The sequence below is a fragment of the Arthrobacter sp. G119Y2 genome (assembly GCF_038069765.1).
GTDB lineage: Bacteria > Actinomycetota > Actinomycetes > Actinomycetales > Micrococcaceae > Arthrobacter_B.
In genome coordinates this window covers 171,595-193,159 of sequence record NZ_JBBPFS010000002.1, presented here as the reverse complement: position 1 = coordinate 193,159, position 21,565 = coordinate 171,595, and the positions used below count along the sequence as shown (strand labels likewise).

Here is a 21,565-nt window from a genome sequence, read left to right as displayed (position 1 = left end):
GTCCTTACGTCTTCGTGAACTGGATTCTCAGTTGGTGTTTTCGAGTACGACGGCGAGGCCCTGGCCCACGCCGATGCAGATTGCGGCCACGCCCCAGCGCTCACCGGAGTCCTGCAGCCGGCGGGCCAGGGTGCCGAGGATGCGGGTGCCGGAAGCGCCGAGCGGGTGGCCGATGGCGACGGCTCCGCCCCAGGCGTTGACGATGCCGGGATCCACGTCCCAGGCGTCCAGGCAGGCCAGGGACTGGGCTGCGAAGGCTTCGTTGAGTTCAACTGCCCCGATGTCGCCCCAGCTGATGCCGGCGCGCTTCAGCGCCGTGTTGGCCGCCTCCACCGGGGCATAACCGAAGAACTGCGGCTCGTTGGCTGCGGCTCCGCGGCCGGCGATCCGGGCCAGCGGGTCCAGGCCGAGCATTGCGGCGGCGTTTTCGCTGCCCAGCCAGGCGGCGGAGGCGCCGTCGTTCAGCGGGGAGGCGTTGCCGGCGGTGACGGTGCCGCCGGAGACGTCGTCGGAGGCCGGACGGAAAACGGTGCGCAGCGTGGCGAGTTTCTCCACCGTCGAGCCGGCGCGGATGCTCTCGTCACGGTCCAGGTCCACGCCGTCGACGGCGACCGTGAGGTCCGCGTATTTGCCGCCGTCCCAGGCCTTCGCTGCCAAGGCATGGGAGGCTGCGGCGAACTCATCCTGGCGTTCCCGGGTGATGCCGTACTTCTCGCGCAGCTGCTCGGTGGCCTCTCCCAGCGAGACCGTCCATTCCTTCGGCATGGCGGGGTTGACCAGCCGCCAGCCCAGCGTGGTGGAGGCCAGGGTGGAGTCTCCGGCCGGATACGGCTTTTCGTTCTTGGGCAGCACCCAGGGGGCGCGGCTCATGGATTCGACGCCGCCGATCAGCATCAGGTCCGCTTCGCCGGTGTTGATCTGCCGCGAGGCGATCAGTGCCGCGTCGAGGGACGAGCCGCAGAGCCGGTTGACCGTGGTGCCGGGGATCGAGGTGGGCAGGCCGGCCAGCAGGGTGGCCATGCGGGCGACGTTGCGGTTTTCCTCACCGGCTCCGTTGGCGTTTCCGAAGACCACTTCATCGATCCGCTCGGGATCGAGCCCGGGGGCCCGCGACACGGAGGCCTTCAGGACCTGGGCGGCGAGGTCATCCGGACGGACTCCGGCCAGGGCTCCGCCGAATTTGCCGAAGGGGGTGCGGACTGCGTCGTAAATATAGGCCTGGTTCACCGGTGCTCCTTGAACTAAAAAGCTAAAACTGGGACGGGGGAAGGGCTGAAACGGGGGAAGAGATGCGGAGAAAGAGCTGCTGCCGGCTCAGTCCGCGGCGTCGATCTCGCGGAAGACGCCCTGGGCCACCTTGAAGGCGGAGTTGGCGGACGGGACGCCGCAGTAGATCGCGGACTGCAGCACGATCTCCTTGATTTCGTCACGGTCCAGGCCGTTGCGCAGCGCTGCCCGGACGTGCATGGCAAACTCCTCCAGGTGTCCGTGGGCGATCAGCGCCGTCAGCGTGATGGCGCTGCGCATGGTGCGCGGAAGGCCCGGCCGGGTCCAGACGGTGCCCCAGGCGTACTGCGTGATCAGGTCCTGGAAGTCTGTGGTGAACTCGTCCTTGCCGGCGTTGGCGCGGTCCACGTGCTCAGCGCCGAGGACCTCGCGGCGCACCGCCATGCCCTCGTTGTATACGTCCTGCCGGCTCTTGTTGGCGTCTGCGATCACTGCGTTACTTCCCTTCGAGGTACTGGGCGCCGAAGAAGTCCTTCAGCAGTCCTGCGGTTGCGGCCGGCTGCTCCACCGGTACCAGGTGCGCCGCGTCGTCGATGACGGCGGCGGTTCCGTTGGCCACGCGGTCGGCAATGAGCTGCGCGAACGACGGCGGGGTGACGACGTCCTCGGCGCCGGCAACAGCGAGCATGGGAACGGTGATGTCCGGCAGCCGTCCGCGGACATCGAAGGTGGCCAGTGCCCGGCAGCAGAGGGCATAGGAGAAGCGGTCCGCGTCCTGCAGCGAGTGGAGCAGGGCGGCAGCGGCAGCGGGCTCCAGGTCCATAAAACCCGGGGCAAACCAGCGCTGCCCGGAGCCGACCACCTGCGTGGGTGTCCCCTGCACGCGTACCGTTTCCGCGCGTTCCTCCCACGCCCCGGTTTCACCGATCTTGGCACCGGAACAGAGGACCGCGATGCCGTCGAACAGCACACCGTGGTCGAGGCTGAGCTGGAGCCCGACGGCACCGCCCAGCGATACCCCGGCGTAGAAGACCGGGACATCTGCGGCAACGTCCCCGGCCTCCCGGGCGCCGGTAACCATGGCGGCGACGGCGGCGGCAAGGTCCGCGACGCTGAAGGATTCCGTGGCAGCGGGGCTGGCGCCATGGCCGGGCAGGTCCCAGGCGATGACGGTGAAGGTGTCCAGCGCTGCGGCGGCCCGGCTCCACAGCGGCAGGGCCGCGGTGCCCAGCGACGGGCCGGCAATCAGGACGGGGGCCGCGGGGCCGGCGTTGGAAAGGCGGGAGGCCTTGATGGCGGGGATGCTCATGCTGAGGGCTTTCCGGGGTAGGCCGCGGTGATCCGCTCGATGAGGGCGGCGGTCTCCCCCAGGTATTCGGCGGGGTCGAGGATGTTCTTGAGTTCCGCATCGGAAAGGACCTGTTGGGGCACCGCTGCGCGCAGCAGCTCTTCGAAGGGCTCACCGGAGGACAGCGAGCGGGCAACCGTGCCGGCGATGATTTCCCTGCCGCGTCCGGGCACGCCGTCGTCAAGCAGGGGGGCGGCCACAGCCATGATTTTCTCGCTGACCACCAGGGGACCGGCGGACTCCAGGTTCCGGGCCAGCGCGTCCGTGTGGACCTGCAGGCCTTCGGCCAGTTCGGCCAGCTTGGCCGCAGCACCGCCGGCGAGGCGGAGCAGGGAGCGCAGGGCCTGCCATTCCACGTGCCAGGAGCCGCTGGGCCGTTCATCGTCAGCTGCGGCGGCGGCAGCGTTCAGTTGCAGGCCGTAGCCGGGGGCGGCCAGGGCCGCGCTGCGGATCAGGACGGACAGCACGGGGTTCTGCTTCTGCGGCATGGCGGAGGAACCGCCGCGGCCGGCGGCGCGGGGTTCGGAAACCTCGGCGATTTCCGGCCGGCTGAGCAGCAGGACATCGTTGGCGACTTTCCCCGCCGCGGCGGTGAAGTCCTGCAGGGCGGCCCCAAGGGCGGTCACCGGCAGCCGGTTGGTCTGCCAGGGTGCCACGGGTTCGGCCAGCCCGAGGGCGCGTGCCAAGCGAGCGGTGAGGTCGAAGGCGGTGGCACGCTCGGCCCCGGGGGCGGCCGAGCCGGCTGCCAGGGACACTGCGGCGAGGGTGCCGGAGGCACCGCCCCACTGCAGCTGGAGATTTTGGGCAGCCATGCGCAGCCCCTGCGCGGCACTGCCGACTCCGTGCAGCCACTGGGCGGCGCGCAGGCCGAAGGTGGAGGGCAGCGAGTGCTGGGTCAGGGTCCGGGCGACACACAGGGTGGCGGCGTGCCGGCGGGCCGTCTCACCCAGGGCGGCGGCGGCCCGGTCGGCATCAGCCAGGATGCTCTCCAGGGCGCGCCGGGCCAACAGCATCAGGGCGCTGTCCATGATGTCCTGGCTGGTGGCGCCCCGGTGGATGGCGGCGGCGGCTTGCGGGGACAGTGCCTTGGTCTGGGCCCGGAGGTCGGCCAGCAGCGGAATGACGGGGTTGCCTCCGCCCTGTGCCCGCTCGGCGAGGGACGCGGCGTCGTACCGGGAGGCATCGCTGACGGCGGCTACCGCGGCAGGAGCCTCCGGATCGGCCAGCCCGGCGGAGGCCAGCACGCGCACCCACTCGAGTTCCACGTCCAGGAGGGCCTGGAGCAGCTGGCGGTCCCCGGTCAGTTCCGCGGTGCGCGTACCCGCCCAGGCCGGGGACAGCAGTCCGTAATCCGCGCTGTCGGCTGTGCCCACGGTTATGCCCCCGGGTAGGTGAGGAAGACGGTTTCGTCCTCGCCCTGCAGGCAGATGTTCCAGCGGAGTCCGCCGTCGGCCTCGCGGGTGGCAATGAGGGTGCGCCGCCGGTCCTCGGGCAGCGAGGACAGCAGGGCATCACGGGCCAGCGCCTCTTCGTCATCCGGCAGGTACATCCGGGTGTGCAGCTTGTTGAGCAGGCCGCGGGCAAAGACCACGAAGGAAATGAAGGGTGCGGAGCCTTCCTCCGTCGGACCAGGATTCACCGTGGTGAAGGTGTAATTGCCGGCGTTGTCGACGGCGGTGCGGCCCCAGCCGGTGAAGGTGTAGCCGTCGCGGACCAGGGAGCCGGCGCGCTGGGGGATGTTGCCCTCGGCGTCAGCCTGCCAGATCTCCAGCAGTGCGTCCGGGATGGTGTCTCCGGCGCCGTCGGTCACGGTGCCCTGCAGGCGGACACTGCCGGGCATGCCCGGGGGCAGCAGCTGGTTGTCCTTTTCGAAGGGGAGGGCATAGCCGTAGAACGGGCCGATGGTCTGGCCGGGCGTGGCGGATAGCTTCTGCTCGCTCATGACTCTGCGTCCTCGTCTTCCATCCAGGTGCGGTTGCTGCCGGTGAGCACGATGTCCCAGTTGTAGCCGGTGGCCCACTCATGCGAAGTGATGTTGTGGTCGTAGGTGGCTACGAGGCGGTCGCGTGCCTTGGAGTCGGTGATCGACTGGTAGATCGGGTCCAGGGCGAAAAGCGGATCCCCGGGGAAGTACATCTGGGTGATCATGCGCTGGGCGAAGTCGGTGCCGAAGAGCGAGAAGTGGATATGCGCCGGCCGCCAGGCGTTGTAGTGGTTCTTCCACGGGTAGGGGCCGGGCTTGATGGTGGTGAACTCGTAGGAGCCGTCGTCGGTGGTGATGCAGCGGCCGACGCCGGTGAAGTTCGGGTCCAGCGGCGCGGGGTGCTGGTCGCGCTTGTGGATGTAGCGGCCGGCGGAGCTGGCCTGCCAGATTTCCACCAGCTGGTTGCGCACGGGGTGTCCGTCACCGTCCAGGATGCGTCCGCGGACGATGATCCGCTCCCCCAGCGGTTCGCCGTTGTGCTGGATAGTCAGATCGCTCTCGAGCGCGTGGACGTCCTGGTGACCGAAGGCCGGGGACCACAGCTCAATGGTTTCGGGGTCCACGTGGTGCGGATCCTTGGTGGGATGGCGCAGGAGCGAGCTCCGGTAGGGCGGGAAGTCGATGCGGGGCTGGGTTTCCTCGGCAGCGCCGTCGTCCACCCGCTTGGAGTACTCCGCGTGGACCGAGGCGATTTCGGCGGAGATCTGGTCCTGCGAAGCCTCTGCCGTGTCCAGCTTCTCGATGACATGGCTGTTCGAGAAAAGATCCTCTTCCATTTCCATGGTTCTTCCTTTCAATGAAGCGCTCCGTCGCGCTTCTGCTCTCCAAACATCCACGTGGTTGGGACCACATTACACGGATTGTTCGGCTCATGGACAAGTGTTCGCGATGCGAACGCTAGCTGTGCGGCCATCCGGTGTAGGCCTCAGCCAGATACGCGCTGCCGTGCCGGGAGCCGACGACGCCGCTGAGCTCTCCCAGCACGCGCTTGCGCTCGAAGGGGCTGGCATCCGCCCGGGTATGGAGCATCGATGTCATCCAGTAGGAGAAGTTCTGGGCCCGCCAGACCCGCTGCAGGGCCTTGTCGCTGTAACCGTCCAGCAGGTCCGCGGACTTGGTGGCATAGAAGGAGTCAATGGCTTCGAACAGCACCCTGACGTCCGCCAGGGCCAGGTTGAGCCCCTTGGCACCGGTGGGCGGAACCGTGTGCCCGGCGTCACCCGCCAGGAACAGGTTGCCGTACCGCAGGGGTTCACACACATAGCTGCGGAACTTCAGGACGGTCTTTTCGAAGATCGGGCCCCGCGTCAGCTCGAAGCCGTCCGGGCCGTCCACCCGGGCCTGGAGTTCTTCCCAGATGCGGTCCTCGCTCCAGGCGCCAGCGTCCTCGTTTGGATCCGATTGGAAGTACATCCGCTGGACGGAGTCGTTGCGCTGGCTGATCAGGGCAAAGCCGCGGTCGGAATGGGCGTAGATGAGTTCCGGGGCGCTGGGGGCTGCCCGGGTGAGGATGCCGAACCAGGCAAAGGGGTATTCAATAAAGTTGTCCGTGCGTGCTTCCTTGGGGATGGAGCGCCTGCAGATGCCGCCGGAGCCGTCCGAGCCCGCCAGGATGTCGCAGTGGATCTCAAAGTCCCGGCCGTCGCTGTCGGTGAACAGGATCTTCGGGGTGCCGGTCGCAAGGTCGGTGACGGATGTGTCGCTGACTCCGTAGCGGACATCGCCGTGGTCCCGCTCCCGGGCCGCAGCCAGGTCAGTGAAGACCTCGTTCTGCGGATACAGCCATACGGACTCCCCCACCAGGTCTTCAAAGTCGATCCGGTGGCTCTCCCCGCCGAAGCGCAGGTCAATTCCCTCGTGGCGGTACCCTTCGCTTAGCACCCGGTGGCTGACCCCGGTGTCGGTCAGCATGCGCACGCTTCCATGCTCGAGGATGCCGGCCCGGTGGGTGGTGCGGATGGTTTCATGGTCGCGCTTTTCCACCACGATATTGTCGATCCCGGACTTCGACAGCAGGTGTGAAAGCATCAGTCCGGCGGGGCCTCCGCCCACAATGCCGACCTGCGTCTTGAGGACAGTGCGCTCTGCACCCATCTGTTGCTCCCTTGAACTTTGTTGCGGACACTACCCCCCCAGTGTGACCGCCGGCACACAGGTGACAGCAAAGCCATTCTCATTGATTGGGAAGGAAACGAAGCTGCCAGCCGTTTCGGACGCAGGAGCTGCCGGCAGTCAGCGCTGGTAGTGCGGCCCGGCGGCCTCCGCGCGGACGCCCAGGCCGCGGGAGATCCCGCGGGCGGCAGTCATGAGGGCAGGGATGGTTGTGGAGATGTGTTCGCTGCCCGTGGGCACCACGACGCCGATGGCCGCCACGGCCGTGCCCCCTGTGCCAAAGACCGGGACCGCGATTCCGGTGGTGTCCTCAACGACGGCTCCGGGCAGGCTTGCACTGCCGTGAAGGCGCATCTTTGCCCACGCCGAACGCAAGTGCTTCTCTTCGGAGGCGTCCAGGTTCTGCTGCTGAAGGTACTCCTCCTGTACATGCCGGGGCGAGTGGGCCATCATCACCATTCCCGAGGATGAGATGTGGACAGGGAGCCGGCCAGCGACTTTCGCCTGGTTCAGCACCGATCCGTGACTGGAAAGGCGTTCGATGAACAGGACCTCATCCTCTCGCAGCACGGACAACTGGGTGTGCTGCCGGACCACTGCCTGGATGTCTTCCATAAACGGCATGGCAATCTGCTTGAGGCCGAGGGCTGCGGAGCTGCGGCTGGCAAGTTCCCAGAGGCGAAGGCCAAGCCGGACGCCGTCGGCCTCCCTCTGCAGGAAGCCGTGCGCCGTCAGCTCGTTCACGATCCGGTGCGCGGTGGACAGCGGCAGCCCGGCGCGGCGGGCCAGCATGGCGACGGGCATCACCTGGCGGGTTTCGTCGAAGGCGCTGATGACCCGCACGATCCGGCTGGTCATGGACTCGCCGCTCGGGGAATTGGCCATGACTCAAGTCTGGCACAGCCGTTAACGCGGCAGGTCCCGCACCCAGTGGGTGCGGGACCTGCCGTATGGTTGCGTTTTCCTTAGCGGAAGTCGCTGCCCATGTCGTAGTCATCCAGCGGGATGGCATGGAACTCGGGGCTCAGGCCGCCGTCCACTCCGGCGTAGTCGAAGTCGCTGAAGGCGCTCGGGCCGGTAAACAGGTTGGCCTTTGCTTCTTCGGTCGGCTCGACGGTGACCTCGGTGTAACGGGGCAGGCCCGTTCCGGCCGGGATCAGCTTACCGATGATGACGTTTTCCTTGAGGCCGAGCAGCGGATCGCTCTTGCCTTCCATGGCCGCCTGCGTCAGGACGCGGGTGGTTTCCTGGAAGGAAGCAGCGGACAGCCAGGACTCGGTTGCCAGCGACGCCTTGGTGATACCCATGAGCTCGGGACGGCCGGAAGCCGGCTTCTTGCCCTCGGATACAACGCGGCGGTTCTCGCTTTCGAAGCGGCGGCGCTCAGCGAGCTCGCCCGGAAGCAAGTCGGAGTCGCCGGACTCGATCACGGTCACGCGGCGCAGCATCTGGCGGACGATGACTTCCACGTGCTTGTCGTGGATGCCTACACCCTGGCTGCGGTACACGCGCTGGACTTCGTCCACCAGGAATTCCTGTGCCTTGCGCGGGCCGAGGATACGGAGGATCTGCTTGGGATCCACCGCACCGAAGACCAGCTGCTGGCCAACCTCAACGTGGTCGCCGTCGGCAACCAGCAGGCGGGCACGGCGCAGGACCGGGTACGCGATTTCCTCGGAGCCGTCATCGGGAGTGACAACCAGACGCATCTGGCGGTCGGACTCTTCAATGGTGACCCGGCCCGCGGTCTCGGAGATCGGAGCAACACCCTTGGGGGTACGTGCTTCGAAGAGCTCCTGGATACGGGGCAGACCCTGGGTGATATCTTCCGCGGAAGCAACACCACCGGTGTGGAAGGTACGCATGGTCAGCTGGGTACCCGGCTCACCAATGGACTGTGCAGCGATGATACCGACGGCCTCGCCGATGTCCACGGTCTTACCCGTGGCCAGGGAGCGGCCGTAGCAGAGTGCACAGGTACCGACGGCGGACTCACAGGTGAGTACAGAGCGGACCTTGATGTCGGTGACGCCGGCTTCGAACAGCTTCGCGATGAGAACGTCGCCCACATCGTCGCCGCCCTTGGCCAGGACATTGCCCTGGGCATCGGTGACGTCGGTGGCCAGCGTACGGGCGTACGCCGAGTTCTCGACCTCTTCGTGCAGCTGCAGTTCGCCGTTGGAGTCCGGAACCGCGATGGTGACGTTCAGGCCGCGCTCGGTGCCGCAGTCTTCCTCGCGGACAATGACGTCCTGGGAAACGTCCACCAGACGACGGGTCAGGTAACCCGAGTTGGCGGTACGCAGAGCGGTATCGGCAAGACCCTTACGGGCACCGTGGGTGGCGATGAAGTACTCCAGAACCGACAAGCCCTCACGGTACGAGGACTTGATCGGGCGCGGGATGATCTCACCCTTGGGGTTGGCCACCAGGCCGCGGATACCGGCAATCTGCCGGACCTGCAGCCAGTTACCACGGGCACCGGAAGACACCATGCGGTTGATGTTGTTTTCCTTGGGCATGTTCGCACGCATGGCCGCAGCAACTTCGTTGGTTGCCTTGTTCCAAATGTCGATGAGCTCCTGGCGGCGCTCATCTTCTGCGATCAGGCCCTTGCCGTACTGGCTTTCCACCTTGGCGGCCTGTGCTTCGTAGACCTCCATGATGGCCGGCTTGTCGATCGGCGCGGAGATGTCCGAGATGGCAACGGTAACGCCCGAGCGGGTGGCCCAGTAGAAACCGGCGTCCTTCAGGTTATCCAGCGTTGCCGCCGTCATAACCTTCGGGTAGCGCTCTGCCAGGTCGTTCACGATGGCGGACAGCTGGCCCTTGTCGGCAACCTTCTCAACCCACGGGTAGTCCGCCGGCAGGGTCTGGTTGAAGATGACCTGGCCCAGGGAGGTCTGGATGAGGGCGGGTGTGCCTTCTTCCCAGCCCTCCGGAGCCGGACGGTCGGCGGAGGGCACGAAGCCTTCCAGGCGCATGCTGACCTGAGCGTTCAGGTCCAGCTCACCGAGGTCGTACGCCATCAGTGCTTCGGACGGGGTCGTGAAGAACCGTCCTTCGCCTGCTGCGCCTTCCTTCTTGGTGGTGAGGTGGTGCAGGCCGATGATCATATCCTGCGAGGGCAGGGTCACCGGACGGCCGTCCGAGGGCTTCAGGATGTTGTTCGAGGACAGCATCAGGATGCGTGCCTCGGCCTGGGCCTCCGGGCTCAGCGGCAGGTGAACTGCCATCTGGTCACCGTCGAAGTCGGCGTTGAACGCACCGCAGACGAGCGGGTGCAGCTGAAGGGCCTTGCCCTCCACCAGCTGCGGCTCGAATGCCTGGATACCCAGGCGGTGCAGGGTGGGTGCACGGTTGAGCAGCACCGGGTGTTCGGTGATGATCTCTTCCAGCACGTCCCAGACCTGCGGGCGGAAACGCTCGACCATGCGCTTGGCGCTCTTGATGTTCTGCGCGTGGTTGAGGTCAACCAGGCGCTTCATCACGAACGGCTTGAAGAGCTCCAGCGCCATCTGCTTGGGCAGACCGCACTGGTGCAGCTTCAGCTGCGGACCGACGACGATCACGGAACGGCCGGAGTAGTCAACGCGCTTACCCAGAAGGTTCTGGCGGAAGCGGCCCTGCTTGCCCTTGAGCATGTCGGACAGTGACTTCAGCGGACGGTTGCCCGGTCCGGTGACCGGACGGCCGCGGCGGCCGTTGTCGAACAGCGAGTCAACAGCTTCCTGGAGCATGCGCTTTTCGTTGTTCACGATGATCTCGGGGGCACCGAGATCCAGCAGGCGCTTCAGGCGGTTGTTGCGGTTGATGACGCGGCGGTACAGGTCGTTAAGGTCGGACGTCGCGAAACGTCCGCCGTCGAGCTGCACCATCGGGCGCAGTTCCGGCGGGATAACCGGAACGGCGTCCAGGACCATGCCCAGCGGGCTGTTGGTCGTGGTCAGGAACGCGTTGACAACCTTCAGGCGCTTCAGGGCACGCGTCTTGCGCTGGCCCTTGCCGTTCTGGATGATGTCGCGCAGCAGCTCGGACTCGGCCTGCATGTCGAAGTCCTCAAGGCGCTGCTTGATGGCTTCGGCACCCATGGAGCCTTCGAAGTACAGACCGTAGCGGTCGCGCAGTTCGCGGTAGAGACCTTCATCGCCCTCGAGGTCGCCGACCTTGAGGTTCTTGAAGCGCTCCCAGACCTGCTCGAGGCGCTCGATGTTGTTGTCGGCGTCGCGGCGGACCTTGGCCATCTGGCGGTCGGCGGAGTCGCGGGCCTTCTTCTTGTCCGCAGCCTTGGCGCCTTCGCCCTCGAGGCGTGCAATTTCGCCTTCGAGGTCCTTGGCAATGGCTGCGATGTCGGAGTCGCGCTGGTCAACGAGGTGCTTGCGCTCCAGGTCGTGCTCAGCCTGCAGGTTCGGAAGTTCCGCGTGGCGGTTTTCTTCGTCGACCGAGGTGATCATGTAGGCGGCGAAGTAGATGACCTTTTCGAGGTCCTTCGGCGCCAGGTCCAGCAGGTAGCCCAGACGGGACGGGACACCCTTGAAGTACCAGATGTGGGTCACGGGAGCGGCAAGCTCAATGTGGCCCATGCGCTCGCGGCGCACCTTGGCACGGGTAACCTCGACGCCGCAGCGCTCACAGATGATGCCCTTGAAGCGCACGCGCTTGTACTTACCGCAGTAGCATTCCCAGTCGCGGGAGGGGCCGAAGATCTTCTCGCAGAAAAGACCGTCCTTCTCCGGCTTCAGGGTTCGGTAGTTGATGGTTTCCGGCTTCTTGACTTCGCCGTAAGACCAGCCGCGGATTTCATCCGCAGTGGCAAGGCCGATACGCATGAGGCCGAACGTGGAATCGTTGGACATGGGTCCCTGTTCTCTCTTGTTCTCTAAATCTGAATGTCTCGGGTACGGGAAGAGGGAGGAGACCGGTCCGCCGAAGCGGACCGGCGCCTGCTAAACCTCTTCTACTGAGCTCGGCTCTGCGCGGGACAGATCAATACCCAGCTCTTCCGCGGCCCGGAAGACTTCTTCATCCGAGTCACGCATTTCAATCGTGTTGCCCTCGGTGGAGAGTACTTCCACATTCAGGCAGAGCGACTGCATTTCCTTGATGAGCACCTTGAAGGACTCCGGAACGCCGGGCTCCGGGATGTTCTCGCCCTTGACGATGGCTTCGTAGACCTTCACGCGGCCGTGGATGTCATCCGACTTGATCGTCAGCAGTTCCTGCAGCGTGTAGGCGGCGCCGTACGCTTCCAGGGCCCAAACTTCCATTTCACCGAAGCGCTGGCCACCGAACTGTGCCTTACCACCCAGCGGCTGCTGCGTGATCATGGAGTACGGGCCGGTGGAGCGTGCGTGGATCTTGTCATCGACAAGGTGGTGCAGCTTCAGGATGTACATGTAACCCACCGAGATGGGCTCCGGGAACGGCTGGCCGGAGCGGCCGTCGAACATCCGGGCCTTGCCCGATGCGCCGATCAGGCGGTTGCCGTCACGGGTCACGTTGGTGGAATCGAGCAGGCCGGTGATTTCATCTTCACTGGCACCGTCGAACACCGGGGTGGCAACCGTGGTGGGACCGGATTCGCGCGGCAGTTCGGGCAGGTTCTTGACCCACTCCGGATTGCCGTCGATCTTCCAGCCCTGCTTGGCAGCCCAGCCGAGGTGGATTTCCAGGACCTGGCCGACGTTCATTCGACCCGGAACACCCAGCGGGTTCAGGACGATGTCGACGGGGGTTCCGTCTTCCATGAACGGCATGTCCTCGATCGGCAGGATCTTGGAGATGACGCCCTTGTTGCCGTGGCGGCCGGCCAGCTTGTCGCCGTCCGTGATCTTGCGCTTGTGCGCCACGTAGACGCGCACCAGCTGGTTCACGCCCGGGGGCAGCTCGTCGTCGTTGTCGCGGTCGAAGATGCGGACACCGATGACGGTTCCCGACTCGCCGTGGGGAACCTTCAGGGAAGTGTCGCGGACCTCGCGGCTCTTCTCGCCGAAGATAGCCCGCAGCAGGCGCTCTTCCGGGGTCAGTTCCGTTTCACCCTTGGGGGTGACGCGGCCAACCAGGATGTCGCCGGCTTCAACCTCGGCACCAATGTGGATGATGCCGCGCTCGTCCAGCTGGGAGAGCACTTCCTCGGACACGTTGGGGATGTCACGGGTGATTTCCTCGGCACCAAGCTTGGTGTCGCGGGCATCAACTTCGTGCTCCTCGATGTGGATTGAGGTCAGGACGTCGTCGGAGACCATGCGCTGGGAGAGGATGATCGCATCCTCGTAGTTGTGACCTTCCCATGACATGAATGCCACGAGCAGGTTCTTACCCAGTGCCAGTTCGCCCTGGTCCGTGGAGGGACCGTCGGCGATGATGCTGTTGACCTCGACGCGTGCGCCTTCGGAAACCAGGACCCGCTGGTTGTACGCGTTGCCCTGGTTGGAGCGCGCGAACTTCATGATCGGGTAGTTGGACTCGGTGCCGTCGTCGTTCATGACGGTGACGAGCTCTGCGGAGACCTCGGTGACGACGCCGGGCTTGACGGCGGTGACGGAGTCACCGGCGTCGACGGCGGCGTACTTCTCCATGCCGGTACCCACAACGGGGCGCTCGGAACGGAGCAGCGGCACGGCCTGGCGCTGCATGTTCGCACCCATGAGGGCGCGGTTGGCGTCATCGTGCTCCAGGAACGGAATCAGGGCCGTAGCCACCGACACCATCTGGCGCGGGGAAACGTCCATGTACTCCACGCCTTCGGGCTCAACGAGCACGGGCTCGCCGGAACCGCCGCGGGCACGGACGAGGACGAGGTCCTCGGCGAAGTGCTGGTCTTCGCGCAGCGGAGCGTTTGCCTGGGCAATGGTGCGCTCTACTTCGTCGTCGGCGGTCAGGTAGTCAACCTGATCGGTGACGACGCCGTCGATGACCTTGCGGTACGGGGTTTCGATGAAGCCAAAAGCGTTGATCCGGGCGTAGGACGCCAGCGAACCGATGAGGCCGATGTTCGGGCCTTCAGGGGTTTCGATGGGGCACATGCGGCCGTAGTGCGAGGGGTGGACGTCTCGGACTTCCATGCCTGCACGGTCACGGGACAGACCACCCGGGCCCAGCGCGGACAGGCGGCGCTTGTGCGTCAGTCCGGCGAGCGGGTTGTTCTGGTCCATGAACTGCGAGAGCTGGGAGGTTCCGAAGAACTCCTTGATCGCTGCCACGACGGGGCGGATGTTGATCAGCGTCTGCGGCGTGATGGCCTCGACGTCCTGAGTGGTCATGCGCTCGCGCACAACACGCTCCATGCGGGACAGGCCCGTACGGATCTGGTTTTCGATGAGCTCGCCGACGGCGCGGATACGGCGGTTGCCGAAGTGGTCGATGTCGTCGACCTCGACGCGGATGTCGACGTCTTCGCCGTTGCGCTTGCCCGGGACGGTCTTCTCGCCGGCGTGCAGGGCAACCAGGAACTTGATCATGGCAACGATGTCATCGTTGTTCAGGACCGAAGCATCGGAGTCCGTCAGCGGCTTGTCGATGCCCAGCTTGCGGTTGATCTTGTAGCGGCCAACCTTGGCCAGGTCGTAGCGCTTCGGGTTGAAGTACAGGTTGTCCAGCAGGGTCTGGGCAGCCTCGACCGTGGGCGGCTCGCCCGGACGGAGCTTGCGGTAGATGTCCAGCAGGGCATCCTCGCGGGTTTCCGTGGGGTCCTTCTCCAGGGTGGCGCGGATGGAGTCGTATTCGCCGAAGGTCTCGAGGATCTGGCCTTCGGTCCAGCCCAGGGCCTTGAGCAGGACGGTGACGGACTGCTTGCGCTTGCGGTCGAGGCGGACGCCGACCTGGTCGCGCTTGTCGATTTCGAGTTCGAACCATGCACCGCGGGAAGGAATGATCTTCGCGGTGTAGATGTCCTTGTCACTGGTCTTGTCCGCGGTGCGCTCGAAGTAGGCACCCGGCGAACGGACCAGCTGGGAAACAACGACACGCTCGGTGCCGTTGATGACGAACGTTCCCTTGTCAGTCATCAGCGGGAAGTCGCCCATGAACACGGTCTGCTGCTTGATTTCGCCCGTGTTGTTGTTCATGAATTCGGCCTTAACGTACAACGGGGCCGAGTACGTTGCGTCCCGGTCCTTGCACTCAGCCATGGTGTACTTCGGGTCGGCAAACTCCGGCTCGGTGAAGCTCAGGGACATGGTGCCCTGGAAGTCTTCGATCGGGGAGATTTCCTCGAAGATGTCAGCCAGTCCGGAGGTGGTGGCAATGCCCTGTTCCCCGGTCTGCTTGGCCTTCTCTACGCGCGCCTTCCAGCGCTCGTTGCCGACCAGCCAGTCAAAGCTGTCGGTCTGAAGGGCAAGAAGATTGGGAACGTCAAGAGGTTCGTGAATCTTTGCGAATGAAATCCGGGGAGCGATGTTCTCCGGGATGTTAGCGGTTGCATTATTAGAGGTGCTCGAGGCGACCAAGAGGGATCCTTCCACAGACCTTCAGGCGTGTTTCGCGCCTCCATCTCTGCACAGAACGGACCTGGTCCGCGTGCGTCCTTGCATCCTGCCGGGCGCGCGAAACGCTGCCTGGCACAGGACAAAGCCCACCGCTATATGAAGGCTGAAGGTTAAGAGAGGGAAGCAAATATTAACTATAGGGCATTATGGGCAGACAAGTCTACCCGGCGCCGCAACCCTGCATGGCTCGACCCGCCGGTTCCAGTCGAATGATTCGACCGCTGGATCCGTGGAACGGGGAGCTACAGGCAACACCGGCGCACCGCTGACGCATCGGATACGAATATCTTACCGTACGATCCCCGGATTGTGGGTGCCGGGGGTGTGGGGGGCCTCACCGCGGCGTGACGAGGCTCTCCCCCGCCGCATTCCGTTGACGTACCCTTGTTCCAGCGCTGCATCCGTGCTCACCGCCGAGCACGAACAGGATGCGCATCGGCCGCACCTGCACAGTCAACGACGAAAGTAGATTTTCCGCCATGAGCAACCGCCCAGAGAAGGCCTCCGCAGGCCAAGAAGCAGCCCCATCCGACGTGGTGATCGTTGGAGGCGCCCGCACGCCGCAGGGCCGGCTGAACGGCCAGCTTGCCCCCTTTACCGCAGTTGAACTGGGCGCTTTCGCCATCGCCGGCGCACTGGAAAAGTCCCGCGTTCCGGCTGCTGACGTGCATGCGGTCATCATGGGGCATGTGGTCCAGGCCGGCTGCGGCCAGAACCCGGCCCGTCAGGCTTCCATCAAGGCCGGGATCGGCTGGAACGTTCCGACCGTGACCATCAACAAGGTGTGCCTGTCAGGTCTTGCCGCCGTCATTGATGCCGCCCGCCTGATCCGGGGCGGTGAAGCCACCGTGGTGGTGGCCGGTGGCCAGGAATCGATGAGCCGCGGCCCGCACCTCCTGCCGGGTGCACGCCAGGGCTGGAACTACGGCAATATTTCCGCACTCGATTCCGTGTCCCACGACGGTCTTACCGATGCCTTCGACAATGACTCCATGGGCATCTCCACCGAACGCGGCAATACCAAACTGGCGATAAAGCGCCTTGAACAGGACGAGGTTGCGGCCGCCTCGCACCGCCGGGCGGCAGCGGCCATGGCTTCAGGTGTCTTCGACGCGGAGATTGTTCCCGTCACCGTTCCCCAGCGCCGGGGCGAGCCGCTTGTGCTCACAGCCGATGAGGGCGTCCGGCCCAACACCACTCCCGAGACACTCGCCGGCCTGCGTCCGGCTTTCGATCCCGAGGGCACCATCACAGCGGGGAACTCGTCCCCGCTGTCCGACGGTGCCGCCGCCCTGATCCTGACGACCCGCGCCTATGCCGAGGAGAACGGCCTGGACATCCTCGCCGTCGTCGGCGTTCCGGGCCAGGTGGCAGGCCCGGACAACACGCTGCACTCCCAGCCGTCGAACGCCGTCTTCGCCGCCCTCGACCGGGCGGGCTGGAGCGCCTCGGACCTGGACTTCATCGAGATCAACGAGGCATTTGGCGCGGTTGCCGTCCAGTCCCTGAGCGAGCTGGGCATGGACCTGGACCAGTGCAACCTCAACGGCGGAGCCATTGCGCTCGGCCACCCGATCGGTGCTTCCGGCGCCAGGCTGGCCCTGACCGCAGCCCACGAGCTGATGCGGCGCGGCTCCGGACGGGCTGCCGTTGCCCTCTGCGGCGGCGGCGGACAGGGCGAGGCACTGCTGCTCTGGCGCGAGACGGCCTAACGCCCCGAAGGGCTTTAAACACAGAAAGACCCCGTCCCAAGGGACGGGGTCTTTGCCGTATCCGCGGCCGGAACCGCGGAAGAAAAAGCTACTACTACTTGACGGTAACCGTGGCGCCGGCAGCCTCGAGGGCTTCCTTTGCCTTCTCTGCGGCTTCCTTCGTAGCGCCTTCCAGGACAGCCTTCGGGGCGCTGTCGACAACGTCCTTGGCTTCCTTCAGGCCCAGGGAAGTCAGGGCACGAACTTCCTTGATGACTGCGATCTTCTTGTCGCCGGCGGCTTCGAGGATGACGTCGAATTCCGTCTTCTCTTCCTCGGCCTCGGCAGCACCGGCGGCGGGGCCGGCAACTGCAACAGCAGCAGCGGTAACGTCGAAGGTCTCTTCGAAGAGCTTCACGAAATCAGAAAGCTCGATGATGGACAGTTCCTTGAAGGCTGCAATGAGCTCTTCGTTGGTCAGCTTCGCCATGGTGTGGCGTCCTTCCTATAAGTGGTGCACGGGCACCATATGGCGCCTCGGCACCGGAGTGTGGATTGGAAGAGCGATTACTCTTCGGTGGCTGCTTCTGCGGCCGGAGCTTCTTCAGCGGCCGGAGCCTCTTCAGCGGCGGGAGCAGAGTCGCTTCCCTCGTCGAGCTTCAGGCGCAGTGCATCAACCGTGCGAGCCAGCATGGACATCGGTGCCTTAAGGACACCGGCGACGCGTGCGAGCTGGAACTCACGGGATTCAAGAGCAGCCAGAGCGACAACACCGGCGGCGTCGAGGTTGTTGCCCTCGAAAACACCGGTCTTGATAATCAGCTGCGGGTTGGTCTTGGCAAAATCCGTCAGGCTCTTTGCAGCTGCAACTGCGTCACCCTTGATGAAGGCAATTGCAGTGGGTCCGGCGAGCTGGCCGTCGAACGCGTCGATGCCGGCTTCCTTGGCTGCAATGCCAGTCAGGGTGTTCTTGACGACCGAGTACTTAGTGTCCTGGCCGAGCGAACGACGCAGCTCCTTGAGCTGTGCAACGGTGAGCCCGCGGTATTCGGTTAGGACGGCAGCAGTTGAATCCTTGAAATCTGTGACGATCTCTTCAACAGCCGATACCTTTGTTGCGGTTGCCATCTAACCCTCCTTCCGGGGAATAGTGCCGGTGGATCGGGTCCCGAACATAAAAAACGCCCCGGGCAGATGCACGGGGCTGAGCAACAGGAGCGCAGACGCGCATCCAGTGGCTGAGTTCGTTCACCTGCGCAGGCCGCCCTGTGAAGGGACTTTCGGATGTCCGATCAACCGGAGTCCACCCGCGCAACTGGAGATCCAGGAACAGGGATGGGGTTGAAAGCACATCGACCGACGGTCTTTGGTATATCCAGAGTACGGGAGAATCACCGCCGGGCCAAATCCCGCAGGCTTGCTGGATTTGACCCGGCTTCAGGTCAGCCCGCGGGGCTGAGCAGATTCAGGGTTTGGGCCGCCGTGGCACCGGCGGTGCGGGACCACACTTGCATCAGGGAGATCATATTGGCGCCTGAACTCCTCGCCTCCGGCAGCGCGTCAGCCAAGGCGTCAAGGGTTGCGGTGCGCAGCTCGGTGTTGATGTTGACCTTGCCGATCCCCGCGGACGGTGCCCGTTCCAGGTCTGCCGGCGGCAGGCCCGAGGCGCCGTGAAGGACCAGCGGCACGGTCCCGGCCGCGGCCCGGATCCGGGATATGCGGTCCCAGTCGAGTTTCGGCTCCCCGGAATAGTTGCCGTGAACGTTGCCCACGGCGACTGCCAGGAGATCCGCGGTGGAAGCCTCGAGGAACCCGGCAACCGCTGCGGGGTCTGTCATTCCGGACGCCGGATCGTGCTCCCCGGCGCCGCGTGAATCGTCTTCGTCGCCACCGAGGGCACCCAGTTCGGCTTCGAGCACGACGCCGGACCCAGCGAGCAGGGAAGCAATCAACGCCACGAATTCGGCGTTGCGCTCCGGGTGCAGCCGTGATCCGTCAGCGAGGACGGCGTCAGCTCCGGCCGCTGCGGCGGCCTGGATGAGCCCGGCGTCGGGCGCGTGGTCCAGCTGGACCACAACCGGCACCTCGGCGTCATCAGCCAGCACCCGAAGTGCCCGGATGAGCCGGAGTCCTCCGGGTCCGGCTGCGGTCTTCGGTGCCACCAGCAGGATGGCGGGCAGCCGGGCCTCCTCTGCGGCGGACACCACTGCCATTGCGGTGGTGAAGTCGTAGCAGGTGAACGCGGGGATGGCCGCGCCGGCTGCCAGCCGCTCCGCTACAACTTCGTCCAGTCTGACTCTCATGTCAGCCTGCCAGCGGGCTGAGGACGAGCCACAGGCCGCAGGTCAGAAGGAAGCCGCAGATGCCCAGGAGGGTGGTCAGGACAGTCCAGGTCTTCAGTCCGTCCGCCACCGAGAGGCCGAGGTACCGCGTCACGATCCAGAATCCGGAGTCGTTGACATGCGAGAAGCCAAACGCGCCGAACCCAACGGCCATGGTGATGAGCGCCATCTGCAGGGCGGAGAAGTCGCCGCCGGATACCGACGCGGCCAGCAGGCCCGCGGTGGTCACGATGGCCACGGTTGCGGAACCCTGTGCAGCACGCAGCACTGCGGCCAGCACATAGGCCATGAGCAGGATGGGCAGGCCGGCCGACGACAGCGTGTCGGCCAGTGCGGTGCCGATGCCTGATTCGGTCAGCACCTTGCCGAAGGCGCCTCCGGCACCCGTCACCAGAATGACGATGGCGGTGGGCGCCAGCGCGGCATCCATCACTTCGCCGGTGGTCGCCGAGCTCCAGCCCCGCCGGATGCCGAGGAAGAAGAACGCCAGGAAAACCGTCACCAGCAGGGCGATCACGGGTGAGCCGATGAGACTCAGGACCGGCATTGCCGCTGCGTCCTCGGGCAGGACGACTGCGCTGACGGTGCCCGTCATGATCATGAGGATGGGCAGGACAATGAGGGTGATAATCATCGCCGGGGACGGCGGCGCCTGCACGGACGTCTTGACGGCGGTGCCGCCGGCACCGGATTCAACCTCCACATCGGACTTTCCGCTGCCGAAGAGGCGGAACTGTTCGGCGGTGGCGGCCAGCATCGGGTAGTCCCGGCGGTTCATCCACTGGGCGACGAAGTAGGCCGGGAAGGCGAGCACGGCGCACACCGAAAGAGCAAGGATGGTGATCCAGCCGATGTCGGCGCCGATGACCCCGGCCCCGCCCACGATGCCGGGATGCGGCGGAACCACGACATGGATTGCGAGCATGATGGCCGCCACGGGCAGGCCGACCTTGAGCGGGTTGACCCCCGCGGCCTTGGCGAAGCCATAGATGATCGGCACCAGGATGATGAATCCGACGTCAAAGAAGACAGGAATGGCCAGCAGGAACGCAGCACCGGTCAGCGCCGCCGTCACCCTCTTGGGGCCCAGGATCTTCGTGAACTTCCCGGCCAGGGCCTCGGCTCCTCCGGACAGCTCGATCATTTTCCCGAGCATGGCGCCCAGGCCAACCAGGATGGCAACGGAACCCAGGGTGCCGCCCATGCCTGCCTGGACGGCTGCCACAACCTCGTTCAGCGGTATGCCGGCGGCAACCGCCACCAGCACACTGACGGTCAGCAGGGCCAGGAAGGCCGGGATCTTGAACTTGATCACGGCCAGCAGCAGCACGGCGACGCCGGCCACAGCGATGATCAGGAGCGTCAGTGCGCTCATTGTGTGTCTCCTTTGACAGGGATGAAAGGTACTGCAGGTGGGGGTGGTTAGTTTTCGGGGGCCAAAACCTTGATGACCGCGGAATCGTCCGCGGCGCCCAGGCCGGCCGCTTGGCCCAGCAGGTAGAGCTGTTCGGCGGCTGAGGCCACCGGTGTCGGCAGGGCCACCTCGCGGGCCGCCTTGGTGACGATTCCCATGTCCTTGACGAAGATGTCCAGGCGGCTGAGGACTTCAGCGCCGCCTTCCTCGTAAGCCTCGAGCATGCGCGGGCCGCGGTTGCCCAGCATGAAGGACGCAGCGGCGCCGGCCTGCAGGGCATCCAGCGTCTTTGCCTCGTCCAGTCCCAGAGACTTCGCCAGGGCCAGCGCCTCGGCAGCGGCGGCAATGTGCACTCCGCAAAGCAACTGGTTCACGGTCTTCAGCGCCTGGCCGTCGCCGGCCTTGTCGCCGACAACGCTCAGCGTCGATGCCAGCAGGTCCAGCACGGGCTGGGCGCGGTCCCGGGCGGCTTCGGATGCTCCAACCACGATCAGCAGATCGCCCGTTCCCGCCCGGACCGGGCCGCCGGACAACGGGGCATCTACGAGGTCGACGCTGAGCTCCGCCAGCTTTTCGGCCACTTCGGTGACTGCGGCGACGCCCACGGTGGAGGTCAGGATGACGACGGCGCCCGGCTTCAGGGCACCGGCGATCCCGTTTTCGCCGAAGAGGACGTCGTTGAGCTGGGCGCCGTTGCGGACGGCCAGCAGCACCGCATCAGCTCCGGCAGCCGCCTCCGCTCCGGAGGTGAAGGTGCGGATGCCGGCGGCGCCCGCCAGTTGGAGGCGGGCGTCGGCGATGTCGAAGCCGTTCACCTGCAGGCTCGTGGCCAGGCGGGTAGCCATGGGCAGTCCCATGGCCCCGAGGCCCAGGACGGCGACTGTGTAATCGGAAGATGCGTTCATCGGTTTGATCCTTTGATCTGTGCTGTGAGGCGGTGTGTGTGCAGCCGGGCCGGGCG

At 65.5% G+C, this 21,565-nt stretch carries 16 protein-coding genes; 1 reads left to right on the top strand and 15 read right to left on the bottom strand.

Features of this window, described 5'->3' with window-relative positions; genetic code table 11:
- Positions 1-27: 27 nt before the first annotated feature.
- From WKB88_RS04585 to rpoB, 10 genes are all read right to left on the bottom strand, one after another.
- The gene (locus tag WKB88_RS04585) at positions 28-1,227 is read right to left on the bottom strand and encodes a thiolase family protein (RefSeq protein WP_341393382.1); all 1,200 of its coding nucleotides are present in this window, start codon (positions 1,225-1,227) and stop codon (positions 28-30) included.
- An 87-nt stretch (positions 1,228-1,314) separates the two neighbouring features.
- The gene (pcaC, locus tag WKB88_RS04580) at positions 1,315-1,671 is read right to left on the bottom strand and encodes a 4-carboxymuconolactone decarboxylase (RefSeq protein ID WP_341393736.1); all 357 of its coding nucleotides are present in this window, start codon (positions 1,669-1,671) and stop codon (positions 1,315-1,317) included.
- A 52-nt stretch (positions 1,672-1,723) separates the two neighbouring features.
- On the bottom strand, positions 1,724-2,536 hold the full coding sequence (locus tag WKB88_RS04575) for an alpha/beta fold hydrolase (RefSeq protein ID WP_341393381.1): 813 nt from the start codon (positions 2,534-2,536) through the stop codon (positions 1,724-1,726).
- Complete coding sequence (locus WKB88_RS04570; protein WP_341393380.1) at positions 2,533-3,948, bottom strand: lyase family protein; 1,416 nt, start codon at positions 3,946-3,948, stop codon at positions 2,533-2,535. The genes WKB88_RS04575 and WKB88_RS04570 overlap by 4 nt, the downstream gene beginning before the upstream one ends.
- A gap of 2 nt (positions 3,949-3,950) precedes the next feature.
- Entirely contained in the window at positions 3,951-4,517 is a 567-nt protein-coding gene (pcaG, locus tag WKB88_RS04565; protein WP_341393379.1) for a protocatechuate 3,4-dioxygenase subunit alpha, read from the bottom strand.
- The gene (gene pcaH / locus WKB88_RS04560; RefSeq protein ID WP_445818866.1) at positions 4,514-5,341 is read right to left on the bottom strand and encodes a protocatechuate 3,4-dioxygenase subunit beta; all 828 of its coding nucleotides are present in this window, start codon (positions 5,339-5,341) and stop codon (positions 4,514-4,516) included. The genes pcaG and pcaH overlap by 4 nt, the downstream gene beginning before the upstream one ends.
- Before the next feature lie 115 nt (positions 5,342-5,456).
- Positions 5,457-6,653 carry a 4-hydroxybenzoate 3-monooxygenase gene (locus tag WKB88_RS04555; RefSeq protein WP_341393378.1) on the bottom strand — a complete coding sequence of 399 codons (1,197 nt, stop codon included), beginning with the start codon at positions 6,651-6,653 and terminating at the stop codon, positions 5,457-5,459.
- Between the two features lie 138 nt (positions 6,654-6,791).
- On the bottom strand, positions 6,792-7,556 hold the full coding sequence (locus WKB88_RS04550; protein WP_341393377.1) for an IclR family transcriptional regulator: 765 nt from the start codon (positions 7,554-7,556) through the stop codon (positions 6,792-6,794).
- Between the two features lie 80 nt (positions 7,557-7,636).
- Complete coding sequence (locus tag WKB88_RS04545) at positions 7,637-11,527, bottom strand: DNA-directed RNA polymerase subunit beta' (protein WP_341393376.1); 3,891 nt, start codon at positions 11,525-11,527, stop codon at positions 7,637-7,639.
- 90 nt (positions 11,528-11,617) lie between these two features.
- Positions 11,618-15,118 (bottom strand): DNA-directed RNA polymerase subunit beta, encoded by a 3,501-nt coding sequence (gene rpoB, locus WKB88_RS04540; RefSeq protein ID WP_341393375.1) that lies wholly within the window; start codon positions 15,116-15,118, stop codon positions 11,618-11,620.
- 518 nt (positions 15,119-15,636) lie between these two features.
- Here rpoB and WKB88_RS04535 point away from each other — a divergent pair.
- Entirely contained in the window at positions 15,637-16,869 is a 1,233-nt protein-coding gene (locus WKB88_RS04535; protein ID WP_341393374.1) for an acetyl-CoA C-acetyltransferase, read from the top strand.
- A 94-nt stretch (positions 16,870-16,963) separates the two neighbouring features.
- Here the strand turns inward: WKB88_RS04535 and rplL are convergent, their stop codons facing one another.
- The 5 genes from rplL to WKB88_RS04510 all read right to left on the bottom strand — a co-directional run bounded on the left by rplL (position 16,964) and on the right by WKB88_RS04510 (position 21,509).
- Positions 16,964-17,338, bottom strand: a complete 375-nt coding sequence (gene rplL, locus WKB88_RS04530; protein ID WP_341393373.1) for a 50S ribosomal protein L7/L12 — start codon at positions 17,336-17,338, stop codon at positions 16,964-16,966.
- A 77-nt stretch (positions 17,339-17,415) separates the two neighbouring features.
- Positions 17,416-17,976 carry a 50S ribosomal protein L10 gene (gene rplJ, locus WKB88_RS04525; protein ID WP_341393372.1) on the bottom strand — a complete coding sequence of 187 codons (561 nt, stop codon included), beginning with the start codon at positions 17,974-17,976 and terminating at the stop codon, positions 17,416-17,418.
- Between the two features lie 314 nt (positions 17,977-18,290).
- Positions 18,291-19,151 (bottom strand): class II fructose-bisphosphate aldolase, encoded by an 861-nt coding sequence (locus tag WKB88_RS04520; RefSeq protein WP_341393371.1) that lies wholly within the window; start codon positions 19,149-19,151, stop codon positions 18,291-18,293.
- Between the two features lies 1 nt (position 19,152).
- On the bottom strand, positions 19,153-20,565 hold the full coding sequence (locus tag WKB88_RS04515; RefSeq protein ID WP_341393370.1) for a GntP family transporter: 1,413 nt from the start codon (positions 20,563-20,565) through the stop codon (positions 19,153-19,155).
- Positions 20,566-20,612: 47 nt separating this feature from the next.
- Positions 20,613-21,509, bottom strand: coding sequence for an NAD(P)-dependent oxidoreductase (locus WKB88_RS04510; RefSeq protein ID WP_341393369.1), 897 nt, complete (start codon positions 21,507-21,509; stop codon positions 20,613-20,615).
- Between the last annotated feature and the right edge of the window lie 56 nt (positions 21,510-21,565).

Bases quoted from the DNA above. Each gene is read 5' to 3' on its own strand.
- pcaC (WP_341393736.1), bottom strand. From the start codon at position 1,671: ATGGCGGTGCGCCGCGAGGTCCTCGGCGCTGAGCACGTGGACCGCGCC.
- WKB88_RS04575 (WP_341393381.1), bottom strand. From the start codon at position 2,536: ATGAGCATCCCCGCCATCAAGGCCTCCCGCCTTTCCAACGCCGGCCCC.
- pcaG (WP_341393379.1), bottom strand. From the start codon at position 4,517: ATGAGCGAGCAGAAGCTATCCGCCACGCCCGGCCAGACCATCGGCCCG.
- pcaH (WP_445818866.1), bottom strand. From the start codon at position 5,341: ATGGAAATGGAAGAGGATCTTTTCTCGAACAGCCATGTCATCGAGAAG.
- WKB88_RS04555 (WP_341393378.1), bottom strand. From the start codon at position 6,653: ATGGGTGCAGAGCGCACTGTCCTCAAGACGCAGGTCGGCATTGTGGGC.
- WKB88_RS04550 (WP_341393377.1), bottom strand. From the start codon at position 7,556: ATGGCCAATTCCCCGAGCGGCGAGTCCATGACCAGCCGGATCGTGCGG.
- WKB88_RS04545 (WP_341393376.1), bottom strand. From the start codon at position 11,527: ATGTCCAACGATTCCACGTTCGGCCTCATGCGTATCGGCCTTGCCACT.
- WKB88_RS04535 (WP_341393374.1), top strand. From the start codon at position 15,637: ATGAGCAACCGCCCAGAGAAGGCCTCCGCAGGCCAAGAAGCAGCCCCA.
- rplL (WP_341393373.1), bottom strand. From the start codon at position 17,338: ATGGCGAAGCTGACCAACGAAGAGCTCATTGCAGCCTTCAAGGAACTG.
- rplJ (WP_341393372.1), bottom strand. From the start codon at position 17,976: ATGGCAACCGCAACAAAGGTATCGGCTGTTGAAGAGATCGTCACAGAT.
- WKB88_RS04520 (WP_341393371.1), bottom strand. From the start codon at position 19,151: ATGAGAGTCAGACTGGACGAAGTTGTAGCGGAGCGGCTGGCAGCCGGC.
- WKB88_RS04515 (WP_341393370.1), bottom strand. From the start codon at position 20,565: ATGAGCGCACTGACGCTCCTGATCATCGCTGTGGCCGGCGTCGCCGTG.
- WKB88_RS04510 (WP_341393369.1), bottom strand. From the start codon at position 21,509: ATGAACGCATCTTCCGATTACACAGTCGCCGTCCTGGGCCTCGGGGCC.